This window comes from Achromobacter sp. 77 (assembly GCF_020541125.1).
GTDB lineage: Bacteria > Pseudomonadota > Gammaproteobacteria > Burkholderiales > Burkholderiaceae_B > Achromobacter > Achromobacter mucicolens.
The window spans coordinates 4152821-4170471 of record NZ_CP059848.1 but is presented as its reverse complement, the minus strand read 5'-3'; the positions used below and the strand labels follow the sequence as shown (position 1 = coordinate 4170471).

General features: G+C 68.2%; 18 protein-coding genes. 11 read left to right on the top strand and 7 right to left on the bottom strand.

Translation table 11 applies throughout. The features are described 5' to 3' along the window. The first annotated feature begins 32 nt into the window (after positions 1-32). The 3 genes from H4P35_RS19345 to H4P35_RS19335 are packed head-to-tail and all read left to right on the top strand — an operon-like array spanning position 33 to position 2400. The gene (locus tag H4P35_RS19345) at positions 33-1076 is read left to right on the top strand and encodes an acyl-CoA dehydrogenase (RefSeq protein ID WP_226846597.1); all 1044 of its coding nucleotides are present in this window, start codon (positions 33-35) and stop codon (positions 1074-1076) included. Further along, positions 1064-1666: an SAM-dependent methyltransferase gene (locus tag H4P35_RS19340; protein ID WP_226846596.1), complete on the top strand. Its 603-nt coding sequence runs from the start codon at positions 1064-1066 to the stop codon at positions 1664-1666. The genes H4P35_RS19345 and H4P35_RS19340 overlap by 13 nt, the downstream gene beginning before the upstream one ends. After that, the gene (locus tag H4P35_RS19335; protein ID WP_226846595.1) at positions 1663-2400 is read left to right on the top strand and encodes a glycosyltransferase family 2 protein; all 738 of its coding nucleotides are present in this window, start codon (positions 1663-1665) and stop codon (positions 2398-2400) included. Before H4P35_RS19340 ends, H4P35_RS19335 begins: the two co-directional genes overlap by 4 nt. Here H4P35_RS19335 and H4P35_RS19330 read toward each other — a convergent pair. Then, entirely contained in the window at positions 2343-2873 is a 531-nt protein-coding gene (locus H4P35_RS19330; protein ID WP_226846594.1) for a CinA family protein, read from the bottom strand. The two genes, H4P35_RS19335 and H4P35_RS19330, sit on opposite strands and share 58 nt — an antisense overlap. Before the next feature lie 564 nt (positions 2874-3437). On the opposite strand from H4P35_RS19330, the gene H4P35_RS19325 reads away from it, so the two are divergent. The 4 genes from H4P35_RS19325 (at position 3438) to H4P35_RS19310 (ending at position 6267) form a co-directional block, all read left to right on the top strand. Beyond that, positions 3438-4184, top strand: coding sequence for a BON domain-containing protein (locus H4P35_RS19325; RefSeq protein WP_226846593.1), 747 nt, complete (start codon positions 3438-3440; stop codon positions 4182-4184). Then, on the top strand, positions 4181-4378 hold the full coding sequence (locus H4P35_RS19320; protein ID WP_152385122.1) for a hypothetical protein: 198 nt from the start codon (positions 4181-4183) through the stop codon (positions 4376-4378). The genes H4P35_RS19325 and H4P35_RS19320 overlap by 4 nt, the downstream gene beginning before the upstream one ends. 34 nt (positions 4379-4412) lie before the next feature. Next, positions 4413-4652, top strand: a complete 240-nt coding sequence (locus H4P35_RS19315; RefSeq protein WP_370638935.1) for a hypothetical protein — start codon at positions 4413-4415, stop codon at positions 4650-4652. 223 nt (positions 4653-4875) lie between these two features. Beyond that, complete coding sequence (locus H4P35_RS19310) at positions 4876-6267, top strand: FAD-binding oxidoreductase (protein WP_226846592.1); 1392 nt, start codon at positions 4876-4878, stop codon at positions 6265-6267. Between the two features lie 18 nt (positions 6268-6285). On the opposite strand, the gene H4P35_RS19305 is transcribed toward H4P35_RS19310, so the two are convergent. The 5 genes from H4P35_RS19305 to H4P35_RS19285 all read right to left on the bottom strand — a co-directional run bounded on the left by H4P35_RS19305 (position 6286) and on the right by H4P35_RS19285 (position 12366). Next, entirely contained in the window at positions 6286-7509 is a 1224-nt protein-coding gene (locus H4P35_RS19305; RefSeq protein WP_226846591.1) for a PepSY domain-containing protein, read from the bottom strand. Between the two features lie 7 nt (positions 7510-7516). Beyond that, positions 7517-9907 carry a TonB-dependent receptor gene (locus tag H4P35_RS19300; RefSeq protein ID WP_226846590.1) on the bottom strand — a complete coding sequence of 797 codons (2391 nt, stop codon included), beginning with the start codon at positions 9905-9907 and terminating at the stop codon, positions 7517-7519. Between the two features lie 99 nt (positions 9908-10006). Next, positions 10007-10930: a FecR domain-containing protein gene (locus tag H4P35_RS19295; protein ID WP_226846589.1), complete on the bottom strand. Its 924-nt coding sequence runs from the start codon at positions 10928-10930 to the stop codon at positions 10007-10009. Next, positions 10923-11435 carry a sigma-70 family RNA polymerase sigma factor gene (locus H4P35_RS19290; protein WP_062842238.1) on the bottom strand — a complete coding sequence of 171 codons (513 nt, stop codon included), beginning with the start codon at positions 11433-11435 and terminating at the stop codon, positions 10923-10925. Before H4P35_RS19290 ends, H4P35_RS19295 begins: the two co-directional genes overlap by 8 nt. A 121-nt stretch (positions 11436-11556) precedes the next feature. Next, the gene (locus H4P35_RS19285) at positions 11557-12366 is read right to left on the bottom strand and encodes an IclR family transcriptional regulator (protein ID WP_226846588.1); all 810 of its coding nucleotides are present in this window, start codon (positions 12364-12366) and stop codon (positions 11557-11559) included. Between the two features lie 130 nt (positions 12367-12496). Between H4P35_RS19285 and H4P35_RS19280 the strand changes: the two genes are divergently transcribed. Genes H4P35_RS19280 through H4P35_RS19270 form a run of 3 tightly spaced genes read left to right on the top strand, consistent with a single transcriptional unit; the run spans position 12497 to position 16445 of the window. Continuing rightward, on the top strand, positions 12497-13318 hold the full coding sequence (locus H4P35_RS19280) for an enoyl-CoA hydratase/isomerase family protein (protein ID WP_226846587.1): 822 nt from the start codon (positions 12497-12499) through the stop codon (positions 13316-13318). Further along, positions 13315-15420: an acetate--CoA ligase family protein gene (locus H4P35_RS19275; protein ID WP_226846586.1), complete on the top strand. Its 2106-nt coding sequence runs from the start codon at positions 13315-13317 to the stop codon at positions 15418-15420. Before H4P35_RS19280 ends, H4P35_RS19275 begins: the two co-directional genes overlap by 4 nt. A gap of 32 nt (positions 15421-15452) precedes the next feature. Next, entirely contained in the window at positions 15453-16445 is a 993-nt protein-coding gene (locus H4P35_RS19270; protein WP_226846585.1) for a tripartite tricarboxylate transporter substrate binding protein, read from the top strand. A 31-nt stretch (positions 16446-16476) separates the two neighbouring features. On the opposite strand, the gene H4P35_RS19265 is transcribed toward H4P35_RS19270, so the two are convergent. Continuing rightward, positions 16477-16920 (bottom strand): DUF695 domain-containing protein, encoded by a 444-nt coding sequence (locus H4P35_RS19265; protein WP_226846584.1) that lies wholly within the window; start codon positions 16918-16920, stop codon positions 16477-16479. A gap of 215 nt (positions 16921-17135) precedes the next feature. On the opposite strand from H4P35_RS19265, the gene H4P35_RS19260 reads away from it, so the two are divergent. Further along, complete coding sequence (locus H4P35_RS19260; protein WP_226846583.1) at positions 17136-17648, top strand: hypothetical protein; 513 nt, start codon at positions 17136-17138, stop codon at positions 17646-17648. Positions 17649-17651: the final 3 nt, after the last annotated feature.

The window sequence follows — 17651 nt, the reverse complement described above, 5'->3', positions numbered from 1 at the left end:
TATCTTCTTGCGCACCTGGTGCCCCAATTTTCATGACAGACCATCGCGGCCTTGCCGCTCAGCCGTCCTGCCTGGACATCCTCGATCAGGCACTTTCAGATGCCCATGCGCCGCTCGATCCCGGGCGGTGGCTGCGGATCCTTGTCGACCAGGGGTGCGACCGGCTGCCGCTGCCCGCTTCGGGCCGCACGCGCGAACGGTGGCAGGCGCTGGCCCGCGTGGCGGCAGCGGATCTCAGCCTGGCCAAACTGTTCGAGGGTCACACCGATGCGCTCGCCATCCTGGCGGAGTTGCAGGCGTCGCCCGCGGCCTCGATGGCGAATAGCCGCTGGGCCGTGTGGTGCGCCGAACCCCCGGATCACCGCGTCCAGATCACGCAGCGCGCCGAGGGTTCGGCGCTGCTGCACGGCGTCAAGGCCTGGTGCTCCGGCGCGGCATCCGTGACGCACGCGCTCGTCAGCGGCTGGAATCCGGCCGGAGAACCCTGTCTGGTCGCGGTGGCAATGGATCAGGATGGCGTCAAGGTGACCGACGCCGGCTGGCACGCGGTGGGCATGCGCGCGTCGGCCAGCGTCGACGTGGCCTTCAGCCACGTGCCGTGCACGCTGGTGGGCAAGTCGGGCGCCTACGTGGATCGCCCCGGTTTCCTGCACGGCGGCGCCGGTGTCGCGGCGTGCTGGTATGGCGGGCTGGTGCACATTGCACAGTCGCTGCGCGCGGCGTTGCCCGTGACGTCCGCCGATCCGCATCGCCTGGCGCATCTGGGCGCCGTTGACGTCGCCCTGGCGCAGGCGCGGGCAGTGCTGCGCGAGACCGCTGCCGAGATCGATGCGCATCCGCGCCAGTCGTGCGCAACGGCTTGCGCGCGAGCCCGCTTGGCCGTGGAGGCGGCGGCGGCCGTGGTGGTGGAACGGGCGGCGCGCGCGCTGGGCGCGGGGCCGTTGTGCCGCGACGCCGGCTTTGCGCAGGTGATGGCCGATCTGCCCGTCTTCATCCGTCAGAGCCATGCCGAACGCGACCAGGCCGCGCACGGGCAAGCGGTGCTTAACCATGAGGGCGCGCAATGGGCGCTGTAGCCGCGGATCACTTCGAACGGCTGTACCGCGCCGACGCCGACCCATGGCGCGTGGCAAGCGCTTGGTACGAACGCCGCAAGCGCGGCCTGCTGCTGGCGGCGCTCGGCCGCGAACACTATCGCCACGCCTTTGAGCCGGGTTGCGGCACGGGGGAGTTGACCCGATGCCTGGCGCTGCGGTGCGCGCAGGTCTGCGCCGTCGACGTCGCTCCGGCGGCAGCCGCGCGTTGCGGCGAGCGCATGGCGGGCGAGGGCCTGGACCACGTCGCGGTGCTGTCGCTGGACCTGCCGCGGCAGTGGCCAGACGTGCCGCCAGACGGCTTTGACCTCATCGTGCTGTCGGAAGTGGCGTATTACCTGGACGACGCCGCGCTTCGCGCTTTTCTGCACGGCTTGGACGCGTCGCTGGGCGCCGGCGGCGAACTGGTGGCCTGCCACTGGCGCCCCGACTTCGATGACCGTCTGCAGCCCACGGATGCGCTGCATGCTGCGCTCGGCGCGCTGCCCGGCCTGGTGTGCACGGCGCGGCACGAAGCGCCCGAGTTCCGCCTGGATGTATGGCGCAGACAACCTCAAGGAAGCGATTCATGATCGGCGTGTGTATTCCGGCGCACAACGAAGAGCGCCATATCGAGGACTGCCTGCGTACCGTCCTGCGCGCCTCGCGCCATGCGCGGCTTGGCGGCGAAGCGGTGCGGATCGCGGTGGTGCTGGATCACTGCGTGGATCGGACCGCGGGCATCGTCGCCGGATGGCCGGTGGATCTGCTGACGGTCCACGCGCGCAACGTGGGCGTCGCGCGTGCCGCGGGCGCGCATCATCTGCTGGATGCCGGCGCGCGTTGGCTGGCCTTCACCGATGCCGACACGAACGTGTCGCCCGATTGGCTGGCCGACCAGCTTTCCCTGAACGCGGAGGTGGTGTGCGGCACGATATCGGTCGCGGGATGGGAAGCACACGGCGCGTTTGCGCAGCGGGCGCGCGGTGCGTTCGCCGCGCATTACCAGGACCGCGATGGCCACCGGCACGTGCACGGGGCGAACCTGGGCGTCGCGGCGCACGTGTACCGGCGCATTGGCGGCTTTGCGGCGTTGACCTGCAGCGAGGACCAGGCCCTGGTCGACAAGCTGGAAGCCGGCGGCGCGCACATCGCATGGTCCTGCCTGCCGCGCGTGACCACCAGCGCCCGGCCGTACTCACGCGTCGAAGGCGGATTCGCGACCGCGCTGCGCAGAGGGTGGGACGCGGCGGCAGTCAGCGAGGGCGCTCAGCCGGACCCGGAGCCGGACGGGGAGGCCGGGGCGCCGTTCTGCCACTGCTCGTGATAGGCAATCATCCGGGCCAGCGCGTGCTGCGCGCTGGCCCGCCGGATCGCGTTGCGGTCGCCGTCGAAACGCGTCGTCTCGGTGTAGACGACGGGCGCGCCATCGGCGGGGCCAGCCTTGAATACCCATGCGTAACACTGCGTGCCGGCGGGAATGTCGGGGTCGGTGCCGTCGGTGACGCCCGTGTTTGAAATTGCGACGTTCGCCGGACTGTTGCGGGCGGCGCCCAGCGCCATTTCCCTGGCCACCGCTTCACTGGTCAGATTGTGGCGCTGCAGCGTACGCGCCGCCACGCCCAGGCACTTCTGCTTGGCCTGCGGCGAGTAGGTCACGAACGCGCAGTCCAGCAACGCGCCCGTGCCCGGTATGTCGGCAAGCGTGGCGGCAATCAGCCCTGCCGTGCACGATTCGGCGGTCACCAGTTGCAGCGAGTGCTCGTGCATGTACGCGGCGACCCGTTCGATGGCATTCATTCGCGTCCCTCCTGGCGTGAATGCCCGGGCGGCCAGCAAGCTGCGTGCCGCCCGCGTGCCGACTGCCTGCCCCGTCACCTGTCAGGTGGTTTGTGCGCCACCGCCACCCCCACCGACCCGCACGGCAGCCGGTATTTGCCTCCCCCCAGCCACGTGACGGGCTCGCCGGTCGGAAGGGTGCAGACGTAGATGGGGACACCGGATGCTTCTTGCGTTCTCCTTGCGATCAAACGCCGTTCTACGCGGCAGGTGGAGCGATCGGGGAGTTTTACGATTACATCGGACAGCCTGGATCCTGAAGCCATATTTCATCTCCTGAATGTCGTGTGTCGTGTTGCCGGATGCGGTTGTTGGGCCTTGCCACGGCGTTCTGACCGCATGACCCATTCTTAGCACCGAGACCGCCTTTGGCCTATCGGCCATACAGCGTGGACCTTGTGCGGTCCGGCCGGCTGCGTCCGTCCGGCACAGCACTTGCTGCCCTGACCAGGCGGGCGGGCGAGGGCGCGCAGTTGCCCCCGAAGCCGGCTCGCTTGATGTGCAACTTGCAACGGGAGAGACGATATGAGTAGAGACCCGAGGAACGCGCCGGCATTTCGCGGCGAGCGGGAACCGTGGCAGGATCCCGCGCCTTCGTTCGGATACCAGAGCGAAGGCACCCGCCAGGCAGGCACGCGCGAGACACGAGAGCCTGTGCGCAGCCGCAGCGCGGATCCTGGCCAGAGCAGCTACGGCGGATTCTCGAACGAAGATCCCTCGTTCCAGCGTCAACAGGTGGTTGAGGGGCCGGATCGCGGGCGTGGCGGCGATGACCGCCACCATGACGCACGCGGCCGATATGGCGAGCAGGGCCGCGGTACGGGCGGCCAGGGCCGATATCCGGGCGGGCGCGACAGCGCCTACGGGCGCGATCAGTCCTACGACGGCCCCACGTCCTTTGGCGACGACGAAGGCGGCTACTACGGCGACCGTCCGGCCTGGCGCGAGGAATCCATGTCCTTCGAAACCGCCGAGCGCGGCGGCTACAACCGCGGCCCGACGGCCTGGCGCGACCGCGCATCGCGCAGGACCGATCCCAAGGGCTACATCCGTTCGGACGACCGGATTCGCGAGAACGTCTGCGAGGCGCTCGCCCATAGCGGCCTGGACGTGAGCGACGTGTCGGTTGCGGTCACCGATGGCCGGGTCGTGCTGGAGGGCACCGTCCCCAACCGCCGCATCAAGCATCACATCGAGGATTGCACCGTGGAGTGCGCCGGTGTCAACGACGTCGACAACCGGATCCGCGTCAACGAAGGGAGCAAATCATGACCAAGCAGAAGGACGACAAGCACAACGAGACCGGCGCGGACCGCACGCAGGACGACACGCCCCGGCAATCGCAGGCGAGCCACGGCGACACGCAGAACCGCACCAAGAAGGAGGGCCATACCACGCAGATCGGGACCGGCCAGGACCAGCAGAGCCAGCGCAACCGCGGGCAGGGCGCCCGGTCCAAGCCTTGATCCTGTCCTGTGCATTGAGCAGGACCCGTAGCCGATGACGCTGGACGCGTTGTGGGACTTCCTGCAGTGGCCGGCCATGGCGGCGTCGCTTACCGCCGCCTGGCTGGTCGCCTCGCGAAGTGCCGGCCGGCGCACGGCCGGATTCTGGGTATTTCTTGCCAGCAACGTGCTGTGGGTGGCCTGGGGGCTACACGACGACGCCTGGGCGCTTATTGCGCTGCAACTAGGATTGGCCGTGCTCAACGTGCGCGGCGTTCTGAAAAACGATTCATAGGGCGCCTGCCGGCCGGGCCAAAGGCCTATACTTTTTCCATCACGCACGCTCCGGCGCACGACACAGGGCGTCTGCCGCCTTCCCCCCCGCGCGGCGTTCGCCGGGCATTCATGTGCACACGGTCATGGCCCCTTTTCCAAGGAGGCAATTCCCATGTCGCGCCCCAGCAGATAGACGGCTTTACACGCGGTTTGTAAAGACATCGCCATCAAGGAGATGTGTGATGAACAACCTGTCCAGCAGTACTTTGGACGATCTGCGGGCGGCGGCCCGGGGTCAGATCCTGTCGGCCGGCGATGCCGGTTACGACGAGGCCCGAAAAATCTGGAACGCCACGGTGGACCGGCGGCCTGCCGTCATCGCGCGATGCGCCGGGCCGGCCGACGTGCGCCGTGCCGTGGACTACGCGCGCGAACACGGCCTGGTGATTTCCGTGCGGGGCGGCGGCCACAATATCGCGGGCACCGCCGTCTGCGACGGCGGCATGATGATCGACCTGTCGCCCATGAAATCGGTGCGCATCGATCCGGCGCGCGCCAGGGCCTACGTGGAACCGGGCGCTACCTTGTCCGACCTCGATCACGAAGCGCAGGCGTTCGGCCTGGCGGTGCCCTTGGGCATCAATTCCACCACCGGCGTTGCCGGCCTGACGTTGGGAGGCGGTTTTGGCTGGCTGACGCGCAGGTTCGGCATGACGATCGACAATCTGGTGTCCGCCGATGTCGTCACCGCCGATGGCCAGACGCTGCGCGCCAGCGAAACGGAGAATCCGGATCTGTTCTGGGCGCTGCGCGGCGGCGGCGGCAATTTCGGCGTGGTCACGATGTTCGAATTCCAGCTGCATCCCGTGGGCCCCGAGGTTTACGGCGGTCTGGTGGTGTTGCCGCTCGAACAGGGCCGCGAGGCGCTGGCGCGCTACCGCGACGCATTGCCATCGATGCCGCCGGAGCTGACGGTGTGGGCCGTGCTGCGCCAGGCGCCGCCGCTGCCGTTCTTGCCGGCGTCCGTGCACGGAAAGCCCATCGTCGCCTTCGCCGCGTGCTACACGGGCGGGGTGGACAAGGGGCCGCAGGCGCTGGAGGCGGTGCGGGCCTTGGGCGAACCCTATGGCGAGCACCTCGGGCCGATGCCTTATGCGGCCTGGCAGAAGGCGTTCGACCCCTTGCTGACGCCCGGCGCGCGCAACTACTGGAAGTCTCACAACATCGGTGAGCTGCAGGACGGGCTGATCGACGCCGTCGTGTCGGCGGTCCAGAACGTGCCGTCACCGCACTGCGAGATTTTCTTTGGCCACATTGCCGGCGCGGCGATGCGTGTGCCCGTGTCCGCCACGGCCTATCCGCACCGGTCCGCGCAGTTCGCCATGAATGTGCACGGACGCTGGGACGATCCCGGAGACGATGCGCGGTGCATCGCCTGGACGCGCGACATTTTCAAGGCGACCGAGCCCTGGTCGCAGGGCGGTGTGTACGTCAACTTCCTGACGCAGGACGAGACGGCAAGGGTGGGCGCGGCCTATGGTGAAAACTTCGACCGGTTGGTGCAGGTAAAGACCCGCTACGATCCGCACAACCTCTTTCGGCACAACCAGAACATCAGGCCGTCCGCGCCTTGAGGCATGCTGGGCGGCGTGTCAGCCAGGCCGGCGCAATGCGGCATGCGACCGGCCCCGCTGCTTGCGCCGCCAGATCAGCACGCCGGTCACGGACAGCATGACGACGATCAGCCCGAGCAGGCAGGCAAAGATCCGGTAGGGCAGGCCGAAGACGTGCGCCATGTGCAGCGCACCCAGCCAGTTGCTGAACGTGTCGCCCCATGCGCCGCGCGTGGGCAGGTACATGCCGCGCCGCTCGCCCGTGTTGGCGTCGATCAGGATGGCGGTGTTGCCCACATGGCGGCGCAGGTCGGCGTCGCTGTGCGCCAGGTACGCGTACACGCCGCGCCGCCGGTCCAGCATCAGCGACTCCTCGCCATCCACGGTAAAACCTCGTTCTTTTGCCAATTCGTCCATCGCGCGGCGCGCGGCTACCAGGGCGGCCGGGCCTTCCAGCGCGGGCGTGGCCAGCGGCTGCGGCAGGACGGGCGCGCCGCGCCACGATGTGTCGAACGGCATGATGACCGACATCACCGGCTGGTAGACCTGGGCCCGCAGGTTGAACATGACGCTGGACCACGCATACACCAGCAGCAGGACCCACAGCCAGAGGCCGAAGGCGCGGTGCAGATCCAGCGTGACGCGCGCCGCCGCCGCGCCTTGCTTGATCGACCAGGCGGGCCGCCACGCGCGCCAGAATCCCGCGCGCTTCGCACCCTTGGACGGCAGGGTCAGGTAAAAGCCGATAAAACAGTCCAGCGTCCAGATGAGCGCGATCACGCCATACAGCAAGCGGCCCCAGACGCCGGGCAGCGTCAGATCCAGATGCAGCCGGTAGATGAAGGGCAGCAGGTTCTCGCGCGCGAGCGACACCGCACCCTCGTTGCGCCAGCCCAGCACCTTGCCGCTGTAGGGATCCGCGAAGGCATGCGTGGCGGGCAGCGGCAGCATGCGCTCGGCGGCCGTGTCCTGCCGCGGCGTCAGTCGAAAGACCACGGCCCGGTCCGCCTCGCGCCGCAGCGGCACCTGCTCGATGCCGGCCCACGGCAACTGTGCGCGAACCGCGTCGCGCAGGACGAAGGGATCCAGCGGCGCGCGTCCCTCGGCGGGCGCCAGGAACAGCTGCGGATTCAACCAGGCGTCCAGGTCTTCCTTGAAGGCCAGGATGCTGCCCGTCAGCCCGGCCACGCACAGGAACAGGGCGGTGGCCAGCCCCGCCCATCGGTGCACGCGGACCCAGAACGGGCGCGCTGCGATTGCCATGCCGCGCTCAGTACTTGGCGCGCAGCGTCAGCAGGAAGGCCTGCGGCTCGCCAAAGATGTTCTGCGAGCGCGGCGAGCTGATGGTCGCGTAGTACTTGCGGTCGAACAGGTTGGTGACGTTGAGCGCCACATCCAGGTTGCGGTTGATCTCGTAGCCGATCTTCATGTCGACCGTCGCATAACCGCCTTGCTCCAGCCGTGCGCCGTTGTACTGCGGCAGGGCAACATAGGTGCCGCTTTGCACGTTGACGCCGCCGCCGATGGTCCACCGGTTTGCCACGCCGGGCAGCCGGTAGTCCGTCCACAGCCGCAGCAGATGGCGCGGCGCGACGGCGGTCACGTTCGAGTCGTACGAGGCGCTTTGGTCCACGCGCGTCTGCAGCCACGTGTAGCCGGCGTAGATGTTCCAGCCCGGCTGGATCTCGCCGTTGACCTGCAGTTCGAAACCGCGGTTGCGCGTCTTGCCGTTGGCCGTGTAGACCGTGGTGGAATCCGGCGAGAGCGTGGCGCGGTTCTCGTCGCGGATCTCGAAGACTGCAAACGAGGCATTGAGCGCGCCGTCCAGGTATTCGCCCTTGATGCCGGCCTCGATCTGCTTGCCTTCCAGGGGCTTGAGCATGCTGCCGTCCGCCGTGGTGTATCCGTTCTGCGGCAGGAAGATCTCGGAATAGCTGGTATAGACCGAATAGGTGTCGTTCAGGTCATAGATCAGGCCCAGGTTGGGCGTGAACTTGCCATCGTAGTTGGCCTGCTGCGCCTTTTCCGCGGTGAGCGTGCGCTGATTGGACGTCAGGTCCCACCAGCTGAAGCGCCCGCCCGCCACCAGCGTCAGCGGCTCGGCCAGACGCAGGCGCAGGTTGCTGTAGAGGCCCCATTGCTTGGTGCGCGCGTGGTTGCTGTTGTTGAAGGCATAGTCCAGGCGGTCGAAGTCCGAACGCGGGTTCGTGATGTCGATGCGCGGCGCCCAGTTCGGCGTCGGATAGTTCCACGCGTTATCAAAGCGCGAGTCGGTGTAGTTGGCGCCCAGCGTCAGATTGTGCTGACGGCCGAACAGCTGGAAGGGGCCGTCGGCATAGGCGTCGTAGGACGTCTGCGCCTGCCGCGTCGGGCCCTTGGCCGACAGCAGCTGGATCAGGTTGTTCGAGGTATTGGCCGGCCCCCAGCCGTACGCCTGTTCGCGGTCCAGCTTGTTTTCGGCGTAGCGGCCGGACAGCTTGGCGGTCCAGCCATTGTCTAGTCGGTGCTCCACGTCGGCGAAGGCTTCGGTGGACGTGAACTGGTCACGGTTCCAGTCGGCGCCGATGAAGGTGGAGCGCTTGATGTCAGCCAACGAAAAACTGGGCTGGCCGCCGGGGCCCACGGTCATGAGCGCCGGGATCGACCACATCGACGCGTGGATGTCGCGCTCCTGGCGGCCGCCGCCCACCGTCAGCGTGGTGCGCGGCGTGAAGTCATACGCCAGCGCGCCGTACAGCACGGAATGCTGCTCGTTGGTTTTGTCGTAGAAGAAGCGGCGGTCCTGGTAGACGCCAACCAGCCGTCCGCGCAGCGAGCCATCCTCGTTCAGGCCGCCGGTCAGGTCGACTTCGGAGCGGTAGTTGTCCCACGATCCCGCCGAGACGCTGCCTTCGAAGCCGAATTCCTTTTGCGGGCGCTTGTGGACCAGGTTGATCGCGCCGCCCAGCCCGCCCGCGCCGTTGTACAGGCCTGCGGGGCCTTTCAGGACCTCGACGCGGTCGTAGATGGCAAGGTCCGTCGAGGACAGCATGCGCCAGTCGTATTGCGTGGGAATGCCGTCGATCTGATACGACGTCATGTCAAAGCCGCGCGAATGGAAGATCGAGCGGCTGTTGTCGCGGCGTTCGACGGTGACGCCCGCCGTGTTGCGCATCGCATCGTCCAGCGTCTGCATGGCCTGCTGGCGCATGCGTTCCTGCGTGACCACGCTGATCGACTGCGGAATCTGGCGTTGCGTGAGCGGCGTCTTGGAGCCCACCGTGGTCGGCGGGTTGTAGCGTTCGGCGGCCGAGTCGCCCGTCACCGTGACGGGGGCCAGCGTGCTGACCGACGGTGCCGCGGGCCGGATGACGAAGTGGCGTTCGCCCGTCTGTTCGGCGACCAGGCCGCTGCCCGCCAGCAGCGCCGCAAAGCCCTCGGCGATGGCGTAGGGCCCGCGCAGCGCCGGCGCCTGCCGGCCCGTGGTGAGCGACGGATCGAACGACAGCGTCACCCGCGCCGACGCGGCGTACTGGTTCAAGGCGGTCTCAAGCGGCGCGGCGGCCTGTTCGACCGTCACGCGCGCGGACTGGGCTTGAACGGCGGGGGCAAGCGCCAGCGCGGCGCATAGCGGAAGCAGGCGCAGAAGGCGCGTCGGGGTGGGGCGGGCAGAGCGGGACATGACGTAGGCGATCCTGGTTCAAACGAGGGTTGTCATTCCCTATGTCGAACGAGGACGCCAAAACCCGTAAACGGAATCGCCAAAAAGTTGTAACGGCATTCAGGCGGGCAGCACGCGGGTCCACACGCCCGCGTAGCGCTCGATCCGCGTGGGCAGCGCGCGGGACAGCGTATTGAGCGCGCCCGGCAGGTCGTCCAGCAGGAAGACGCCCGACACCCGCAGATCGGCCACGGCGGGATCGCAGCTGATCCAGCCGCGCTGATAACGCGACAGTTCCTGCAGAAAGTCCGCGAGCCGCATGCCGCGCACGGTCAGCACGCCGTCGGCCCAGCTATCGGCGTCAAACGGTGCGGCGGGTTCGCGCCGTGCATCGCGGTCCGTCACGCGGTAGCGCCCGCCGGGTTCGGCGCGCGATTCGGCGCCGCGCACGGGGGCAATGCGCAAGTCGCCGCGCTGCATGTCCAGCAGCGTGGCATCTTCGATCGTGCGCAGCAGAAAGCGCGCCTGCGTGGCGGTGAAGCGCGCCTGGCGCGTGCGCACTTCCCATGGGGCGGGCGCCGCGCCCGTGTCCATGCGCAGCTCGCCGGCCAGCAGGGTCAGGCGCCGGCCGCCCGGGTCGGTCCGCACGGCGCTGCCCGTGTTCAGCCACAGTTCGGCCCCACCCTCCAGCGCGAACCGGCGGCGCTCGCCCACGCCGCTGCGGTAGTCGGCGGTCATGCGATCCCAGGCGCCGTCGCGCCACGCCAGTGTCGCGCCAGCGCCCACCGTTCCCAACGCCAGCATGGCAAGGACGCGGCGGCGGCCGCGGGCGGGGGCGGCGCGCAGCGCGGACGCCGCCGCCGAGCCGGACACCGTGCGCAGATCCGTCTCGATCGCCTGCAACTGGCGCCAGACCCGTTCGTGCTCGGCGTCGGCCTCGCGCCAGCGGCGGCAGGCCTCGTGCTCGGCGGCATCGGCGTGGCCCGAGTTCAGGCGCACCGCAAAGGAAATGGCGCGATCCAGCACCACGGCGCGATCAGCCATAGCGCAGTTCGTAGCAATGACGGATGGCGGCGGCCATGTATTTTTCGACGGAGCTCACCGATACGCGCAAGGTTGCCGCGATGTCGGGATAGGTCATGCCGTCCAGCCGGGACATCAGGAATGCCGCCTTCGCCTTGGCGTTCAAGCCGTCCAGCATGCGGTCGATGCGTACCAGGGTTTCGAGCAGCAGGGCACGGGTTTCGGGAGACGGGGCCTGGGCTTCTGGCAGCAGGGCCAGCTCGTCGAGATAGGCCCGTTCCAGCTTGCGCCGGCGGATGTGGTCCACGGCCAGGCCGTGCGCCAGCGTCGTCAGATAGGCGCGCGGCTCTTGCAGGCCGCGGGCGCGCTCGGGCGCGGCCAACAACCGATGAAAGGTGTCCTGCGCGATATCGGCGGCGTCAAAGCCGCACCCCAGCTTTCTGCGCAGCCAGTTCACCAGCCAGCGGTGATGGTCCACATAGAGTGCGCCCACATGATGGTGATCCGGCGCCAGGCTGCGAGTCATGGAAGTGCGGCGAAAGGGGAGACGTTGGCAATCCCGGACGGAAGGTGTCGAGATTGAGAATGGTTCTTATTGTATCAGCGGTTTGCGGGGGCGGCATCAGGGAATCCGAGGGGGGCAGGTGTCAGGCGGGATGCTGGCTTTCCAGTTCGTGCTCGATGCCCGCTTTCAGCGCCAGCAGATGCGGGGCATGCCGCTGCGCCACCGCGGACGGCGCGTCGTCGGTGGTGAGGCTGATGTTCAGCGCCATTGCCGGGCCGCCCAGCGGGCGTAGCGGCGTGGACAGCGCCACCACGCCCGGCTGCCACGACGCCACGCAGTATCCGCGCGCCGCCACCTTGGCGATGGCGCTGTCGATGTCCGCGCGGATCGGCTTCCAGGTGGCGCTGCGATAGCCCTGGCGGATCTGGTCCAGCAGCGCGTCGCGCATGGCGGCGTCCAGCGTCGCCAGGTAGGCGCGGCCCAGCGACGTCAGCTCGATCGGAACCCGCTGGCCCGCAACGATGGTGCGCAGGGACGCCTTGCGGTTGTAGCGAATGGATTCCAGGTAGACCATGTCGGCCCGGTCGGCGCTGGCCAGGCCCACGTTCAGACGCTGCTTGACGGACACCTCGCGCATCAGCGGCGTGGCTGCGCGCAGCACCGGCGACGAGGCGTGCATGGCGTGTCCCAGACTGAGCACCGGCGCGGCCAGGCGGTAGGCGCGCGCGCGCCGGTCGTGTTCCAGAAAGCCGCTGGTCACGAGTGTCTGCGTCAGCCTGCTGACCGTCGCCGCTGACAGGCCGGTGCGTTCGGCCAGATCGCCATTGCCCAGCAGGTCCGTGCCCGGCTTGAACGCGCGAAGGATCTCCAGGCCGCGTTCCAACGAGCGGTTCTGGCTGACGCCGGTGAAGCGGCGGCTGGCGGCGGTAGCGGATTCGGAGGCGGCGGGCATGGCAGTGCAATTCCACTAGCTGGAAATAGGGCGGTGCATTTGCACACTGTAGCGCCTACCTTGTCGGTGTTGCCAGCCCGGCAGACGTTGTGGATTCCGGGGCTGGCCCTGGAAACGACGGAGCACGGAAATGGCTGACTACGAATTCATCAGACTGCAGACGCGGGACGGCGTGGCGACGCTGACACTGAACCGCCCCGACAAGCGCAACGCGATCAGCGACGCCATGCGCAGCGAATTGATCCAGGCGCTGGAGCACGTCGCACAGGACCGCGCGATCCGCGCGCTGGTGCTGACAGGCGAAGGCAAGGGATTCTGCTCGGGCGGCGACATCGCGGGCATGCAGCGCAGGATGGACGCGCCGGCGGGCGAGGTCGGATTCAACGGATGGTCGCGCCAGCAGCGCGTGCACCACGCGCAAGGGCTGCTGTTCAACATGCCCAAGCCGACGATCGCGGCGGTGAACGGCGCGGCGGCGGGGCTGGGGGCGGACACGGCGCTCAGCTGCGATTTCATCGTGGCGTCCGACAGCGCCTCGTTCACGTGGAGCTACATTGCGCGCGGCCTGATCCCGGACGGTGGCGGCATGTATTTCCTGCCGCGCCGCGTCGGCCTGGCGCGCGCGAAGGAATTGATCTATTCCGGGCGCAAGGTGGCGGCGCAGGAGGCCCTGCAACTGGGCATCGCCGACCGGCTGGTGCCGGCCGGTACAGAAGTGGAGGCGGCCCAGGCGTGGGCGGCCGAATTGAGCCAGGGCTCGGCCACGGCGTTGGCGCTGGGCAAGTCGATCCTGGACCAGACGTTCGAACTGACGGCCGACCAGGTGTTCGCCATGGGCAGCCAGGCGCAAGGCATCTGCTACACCAGCGCCGAGCACCGCGACGCCGTGGCCGCGTTTCTGAAAAAGATGGCGCAGGCGCAGGCGGCCCGCGTCCAGGGAGAGAAGCCGTGAGCGCCCTGGACAAGCTGCTGCGGCCCCGCAGCGTGGCAGTGGTCGGGGCGTCGGCCGACCCCGCCAAGACCTCGGGCCGGCCCGTGGCCTACCTGCGCAAGCACGGGTTTCAGGGCAGCATCTACCCCGTCAATCCGAAGGCGTCCGAGATCGACGGCTTGCGTTGCTACCCCGACATCCGCTCGCTGCCGCAGGCGCCCGACGTCGCCATCGTGGTGCTGGGCGCCGAGCGCACGCAGCAGGCCGTTCGCGAGCTGTCCGCCGTCGGCACGGGCGCGGCCATCGTGCTGGCAAGCGGATACTCGGAAAGCGGCGAGGAGGGCGCGCGCCGCCAGCAGGCGCTGCGCGAGGCCGCCGGCGCCATGCGCATTCTGGGGCCGAACACCATCGGCCTGGTCAACCTGACCGACCGGGTCACGTTGTCGGCCAGCGGCGCCCTGGAAATCGACGACCTGCAGCCCGGCGCGGTGGGGCTCGTCTCGCAAAGCGGCGGCATCCTGGGCGCGCTGCTGTCGCGCGCCGCCGCCCGCGGCGTGGGCCTGTCCAAGCTGATTTCGACCAGCAACGAGGCCGACCTGGAACTGGCCGACTTCGTGGACGCGCTGGCCGACGACCCCGCTACGTGGGTCATCGCGCTGTACGTCGAGAGCATTCGCCATCCCGCCAAGTTCCGCGCCGCCGCGCGCAAGGCGCGGGCCGCCGGTAAACCGGTGGTGGCGTTCAAGATCGGGCGTTCGGAATCGGGCGCGCGGGCGGCCGCGTCGCACACCGGGGCGCTGGCCGGCGCCGAGGCCATGTACGACGCGCTTTTCGAGGATACGGGCGTCATCCGGGCGCAGACCTTCTCGGACCTGCTGGATATTCCGGCTGCGCTGGCGCACGCACGCAAGCTCCCCGGACGCCGCGTTGCGATCCTGACATCGACGGGCGGCGCCGGCACGCTGGTGGCGGACTGCCTGGGCCTCGCGGGGTTCGAGCTGCCGGCGCCTGACGACGCCACCGGCGCGGCGCTGCGCGCCCTGCAACCCGGCACGCCCGCCGCGCTGGACCGCAATCCCATCGACGTCACGCTGGCGGGCCTGCAGCCCGAACTGCTGCGCGGGGCCATCCGCATCCTGCTCGACAGCAGCAGCTATGACGCGCTGGTGGTGATCGTCGGTTCGTCCGGCGTGGCGCAGCCCGAACTGATGGCAGGCGCGTTGAAGGACACGTTGGCTGGCGCCACCAAGCCCGTGATGGCCTACATCAGCCCGCACGCGCCCCGCGCCGCCGAGGTGCTTGGCCGCTACGGCATACCGGCGTTTCACACGCCCGAAGGCGTCAGCGCAGCCATGGCCGCGATGTGGCAGGCACAGGCGCGCGCGCCGGCGGGCAATGACGTGCAGCCGAACGCCGTGTTGCCGGGCGGCCTGGAACTTGGAGAAGGCGGATCGCTGGATGAGGCGCAGGCCAAGGCGCTCTTTGCCCGGTTCGGCGTGCCTGGCGTCAAGGAAATCGTCGTGCACGACGAGGCGCAGGCCGCGCAGGCCGCGGCCGCGCTGGGCCCAAGGGTCGTCCTCAAGCTGCTGTCGCGCGACATCACGCATAAGAGCGACGTGGGCGGCGTGGCCGTGAACGTGGCGCAGGAGGACGTGTCCGCACGGCTGCGGCAGATGCGCGAGGACGTCCTGCGCCATACCGGCGACACGCCTCGCGCCTTCCTGGTCCAGGAGATGGTGACCGGCGCGGCGGAAGTGATCGTCGGCCTGCATCGGGATCCCCTGGGGTCGGCCATCCTGCTTGGCATGGGGGGCGTGGTCGCCGAACTGGTCCGGGATACGACGCTTTTGATGCTGCCCGAAGACGGAACCGGCCTGTCGCCGGCGCAGGTGATGGCCGGGCTGCGGCGGCTCAAGACCTGGCCCTTGCTGGACGGCTACCGCGGGCGCGAGCGCGCCGACGTGCCGGCGTTGGTACACGCAGTGGTGGCGTTTTCAAGAATGGCGGGCGCGTTGGGCGACCGCCTCATCGAAGCCGAAATCAATCCGCTCTTCGTTCGGCCGGCGGGCCAGGGCGTTTGCGCGGCGGACGGCGTGGCCGTCCTGCAAAACCGCCCGAACTAGTTCAGGCGGGTGGATAAAAACAGGAGACAACCATGAAACAGCAAACTTTCTTCACGCGTGGCGGCATCGCCTTGGCCGCGGCGGTCCTGGCGCTGGGCGCACTGTCCGCGCCGCAGGCACGCGCGGCCTACCCGGACAGGCCCTTGCGCATCGTCGTGCCGTTTACGCCGGGCGGCGGCACCGATCTGATCGCGCGCCAGTTGGCCAAGGGCCTGACGCAGGAATTGGGCCAGACCGTGGTAGTGGAAAACCGCCCGGGCGGCAGCACCATCATCGGCACGGAGAACGTGGCCAAGAGTCCGCCTGACGGCTACACCTTGCTGATGGCCACGTTTGCTCATGCGGTGAATCCGGCGATCCACAAGAAGCTGCCCTACGATACCGAGCGGGCCTTCGCGCCGGTCGCGATGATCGGCAAATCGCCCAACGTGCTGGTGGTGTCGCCGAACTCGCCGTTCAAGAGCGTGCAGGAGATCCTTGCCTACGCGCGCGCCCATCCCGGCAAGCTGACGTTTGGATCTTATGGCAATGGCACCTCGGCCCATCTGGCGGGCGAGCTCTTCAAGAGCCTGGGCAAGGTGGACATCCTGCACGTGCCCTACAAGGGCGCCGGCCCCGGCATCAACGACCTGATCGGCGGGCAGATCGACATGATCTTCTCAACCTCGGCCAGCGTCAGCGGCCACATCAAGAGCGGCCAGCTGCGCGCACTGGCCGTGACCACGAAGCAGCGTTCGCCGGCTTACCCCGATGTGCCGACCGTCGCGGAAGCGGGCGAGGCGGGATATTTCGTGGATAGCTGGTATGGCGTGTTCGTGCCGAACGGCACGCCGCCCGCCGTCATCGACACGTTGAACGCGGCAATCAGGAAGGCATCCGGCGACCCGGATTTCCGCGCGGCGCTGGAGCTGGAAGGCCTGGCGCCCGATGTGGGCACGCCCGCCGCGCTGGGCGAGTACGTCAAGGAGGAAGAGGCGCGCTGGAGCCGGATCATCCAGGACGCCGGAATCACGGACAAGCCCTGAGCGGGCCTGCCCGGTGTTCGCGGGCGTGCGTTCAATGCAGCTGGTCGGACCCTTCCGGCTGCAATTCCGACAGCGCCTTCCAGTCCGGATCCTGGAACATGCGCAATTGAATCGGATACACGGGATGCCCTGCCAGGCACTTGTTGAACGCATCCAGAAACGCCTCGACATTCGGCGTGTAGTAGCGCCACTCTTTCTGATGATTGCCCGTCAGGCAAGCCACCTGCACGCCGGCGTCCGAATTCTCAAAGCCCTGCTCGATGGCCTCTTCGAAACGGTTGGTGCGCTGCTTGTCTTCATCATTGGGCATGCCCGATTCGATGCCCTCGTACGGCCACGTGATGATGATCAGGTTCTCGTTGATCTGGCGGTCGGCCTCGGCCGGCAGACCGGTGCGAAAGCGGATGACGACCGGCAGTCCGTTGACGCGGGCTTCGCCCACCGCCCAAAGATCGCCTGGAAAAATGCTGGGCATTGCTTGAACTCCTTTTCACTTCTTCGTCGAAACAGGCCACGAGTCTATCGCAAGCGGCCCAGACGGGCCGCGGTGCCCTTGCAGCGGCCCTGCGCAGGGGCCTCGGGGATGTTGACGATTGTCAATTTCGGGGTTTCTGGCCGATCTATGCTGGCGCTGCGCAGGCGTTGCGCGCAGTGAACCTTGTGCAATTGGCAATCGGGTGGAGATCGATCATGAACATGAAGACTGCGGCCATTGCCGCGATGCTTGCCTTGTCGGCCCCTGGCTTGGCGCTTGCCGCGCCGCCCACCGACGCGCCCGCGCGCCCGGCCCAGCCGGCCTCGCCGGGCGGCAATGTCCAGAACTTCGACAAGCAGGCTGCGCAAGTCAGGGAGAATCTGGAAAACATGCAAAAGCAGATGGATGAGATCCAGAAGACCACCGATCCGGATGCGCGGCAGAAGCTCTTGCTTGAGCATCGGCAGCTCATGCAGAACACCATGGGCATGATGCGCCAGATGTGGACGGGCGGCATGGGACCTTGCTGCGCGCAGGGTGGCGGCGGCCCCCATCATCGGGGAGGCCCGATGATGGGATGGAACGCCATGAGAGGCAATTACTCCGGACTGACGCCTGAACAGGTCCGGGAGCATCAATACATGCGCGACCAATACATGGGAATGCAGCAGCGGATGATGGAGCAGATGCTGCAGCAGCAACTCAATTCGGCCACGCCACAGCGGTGACCG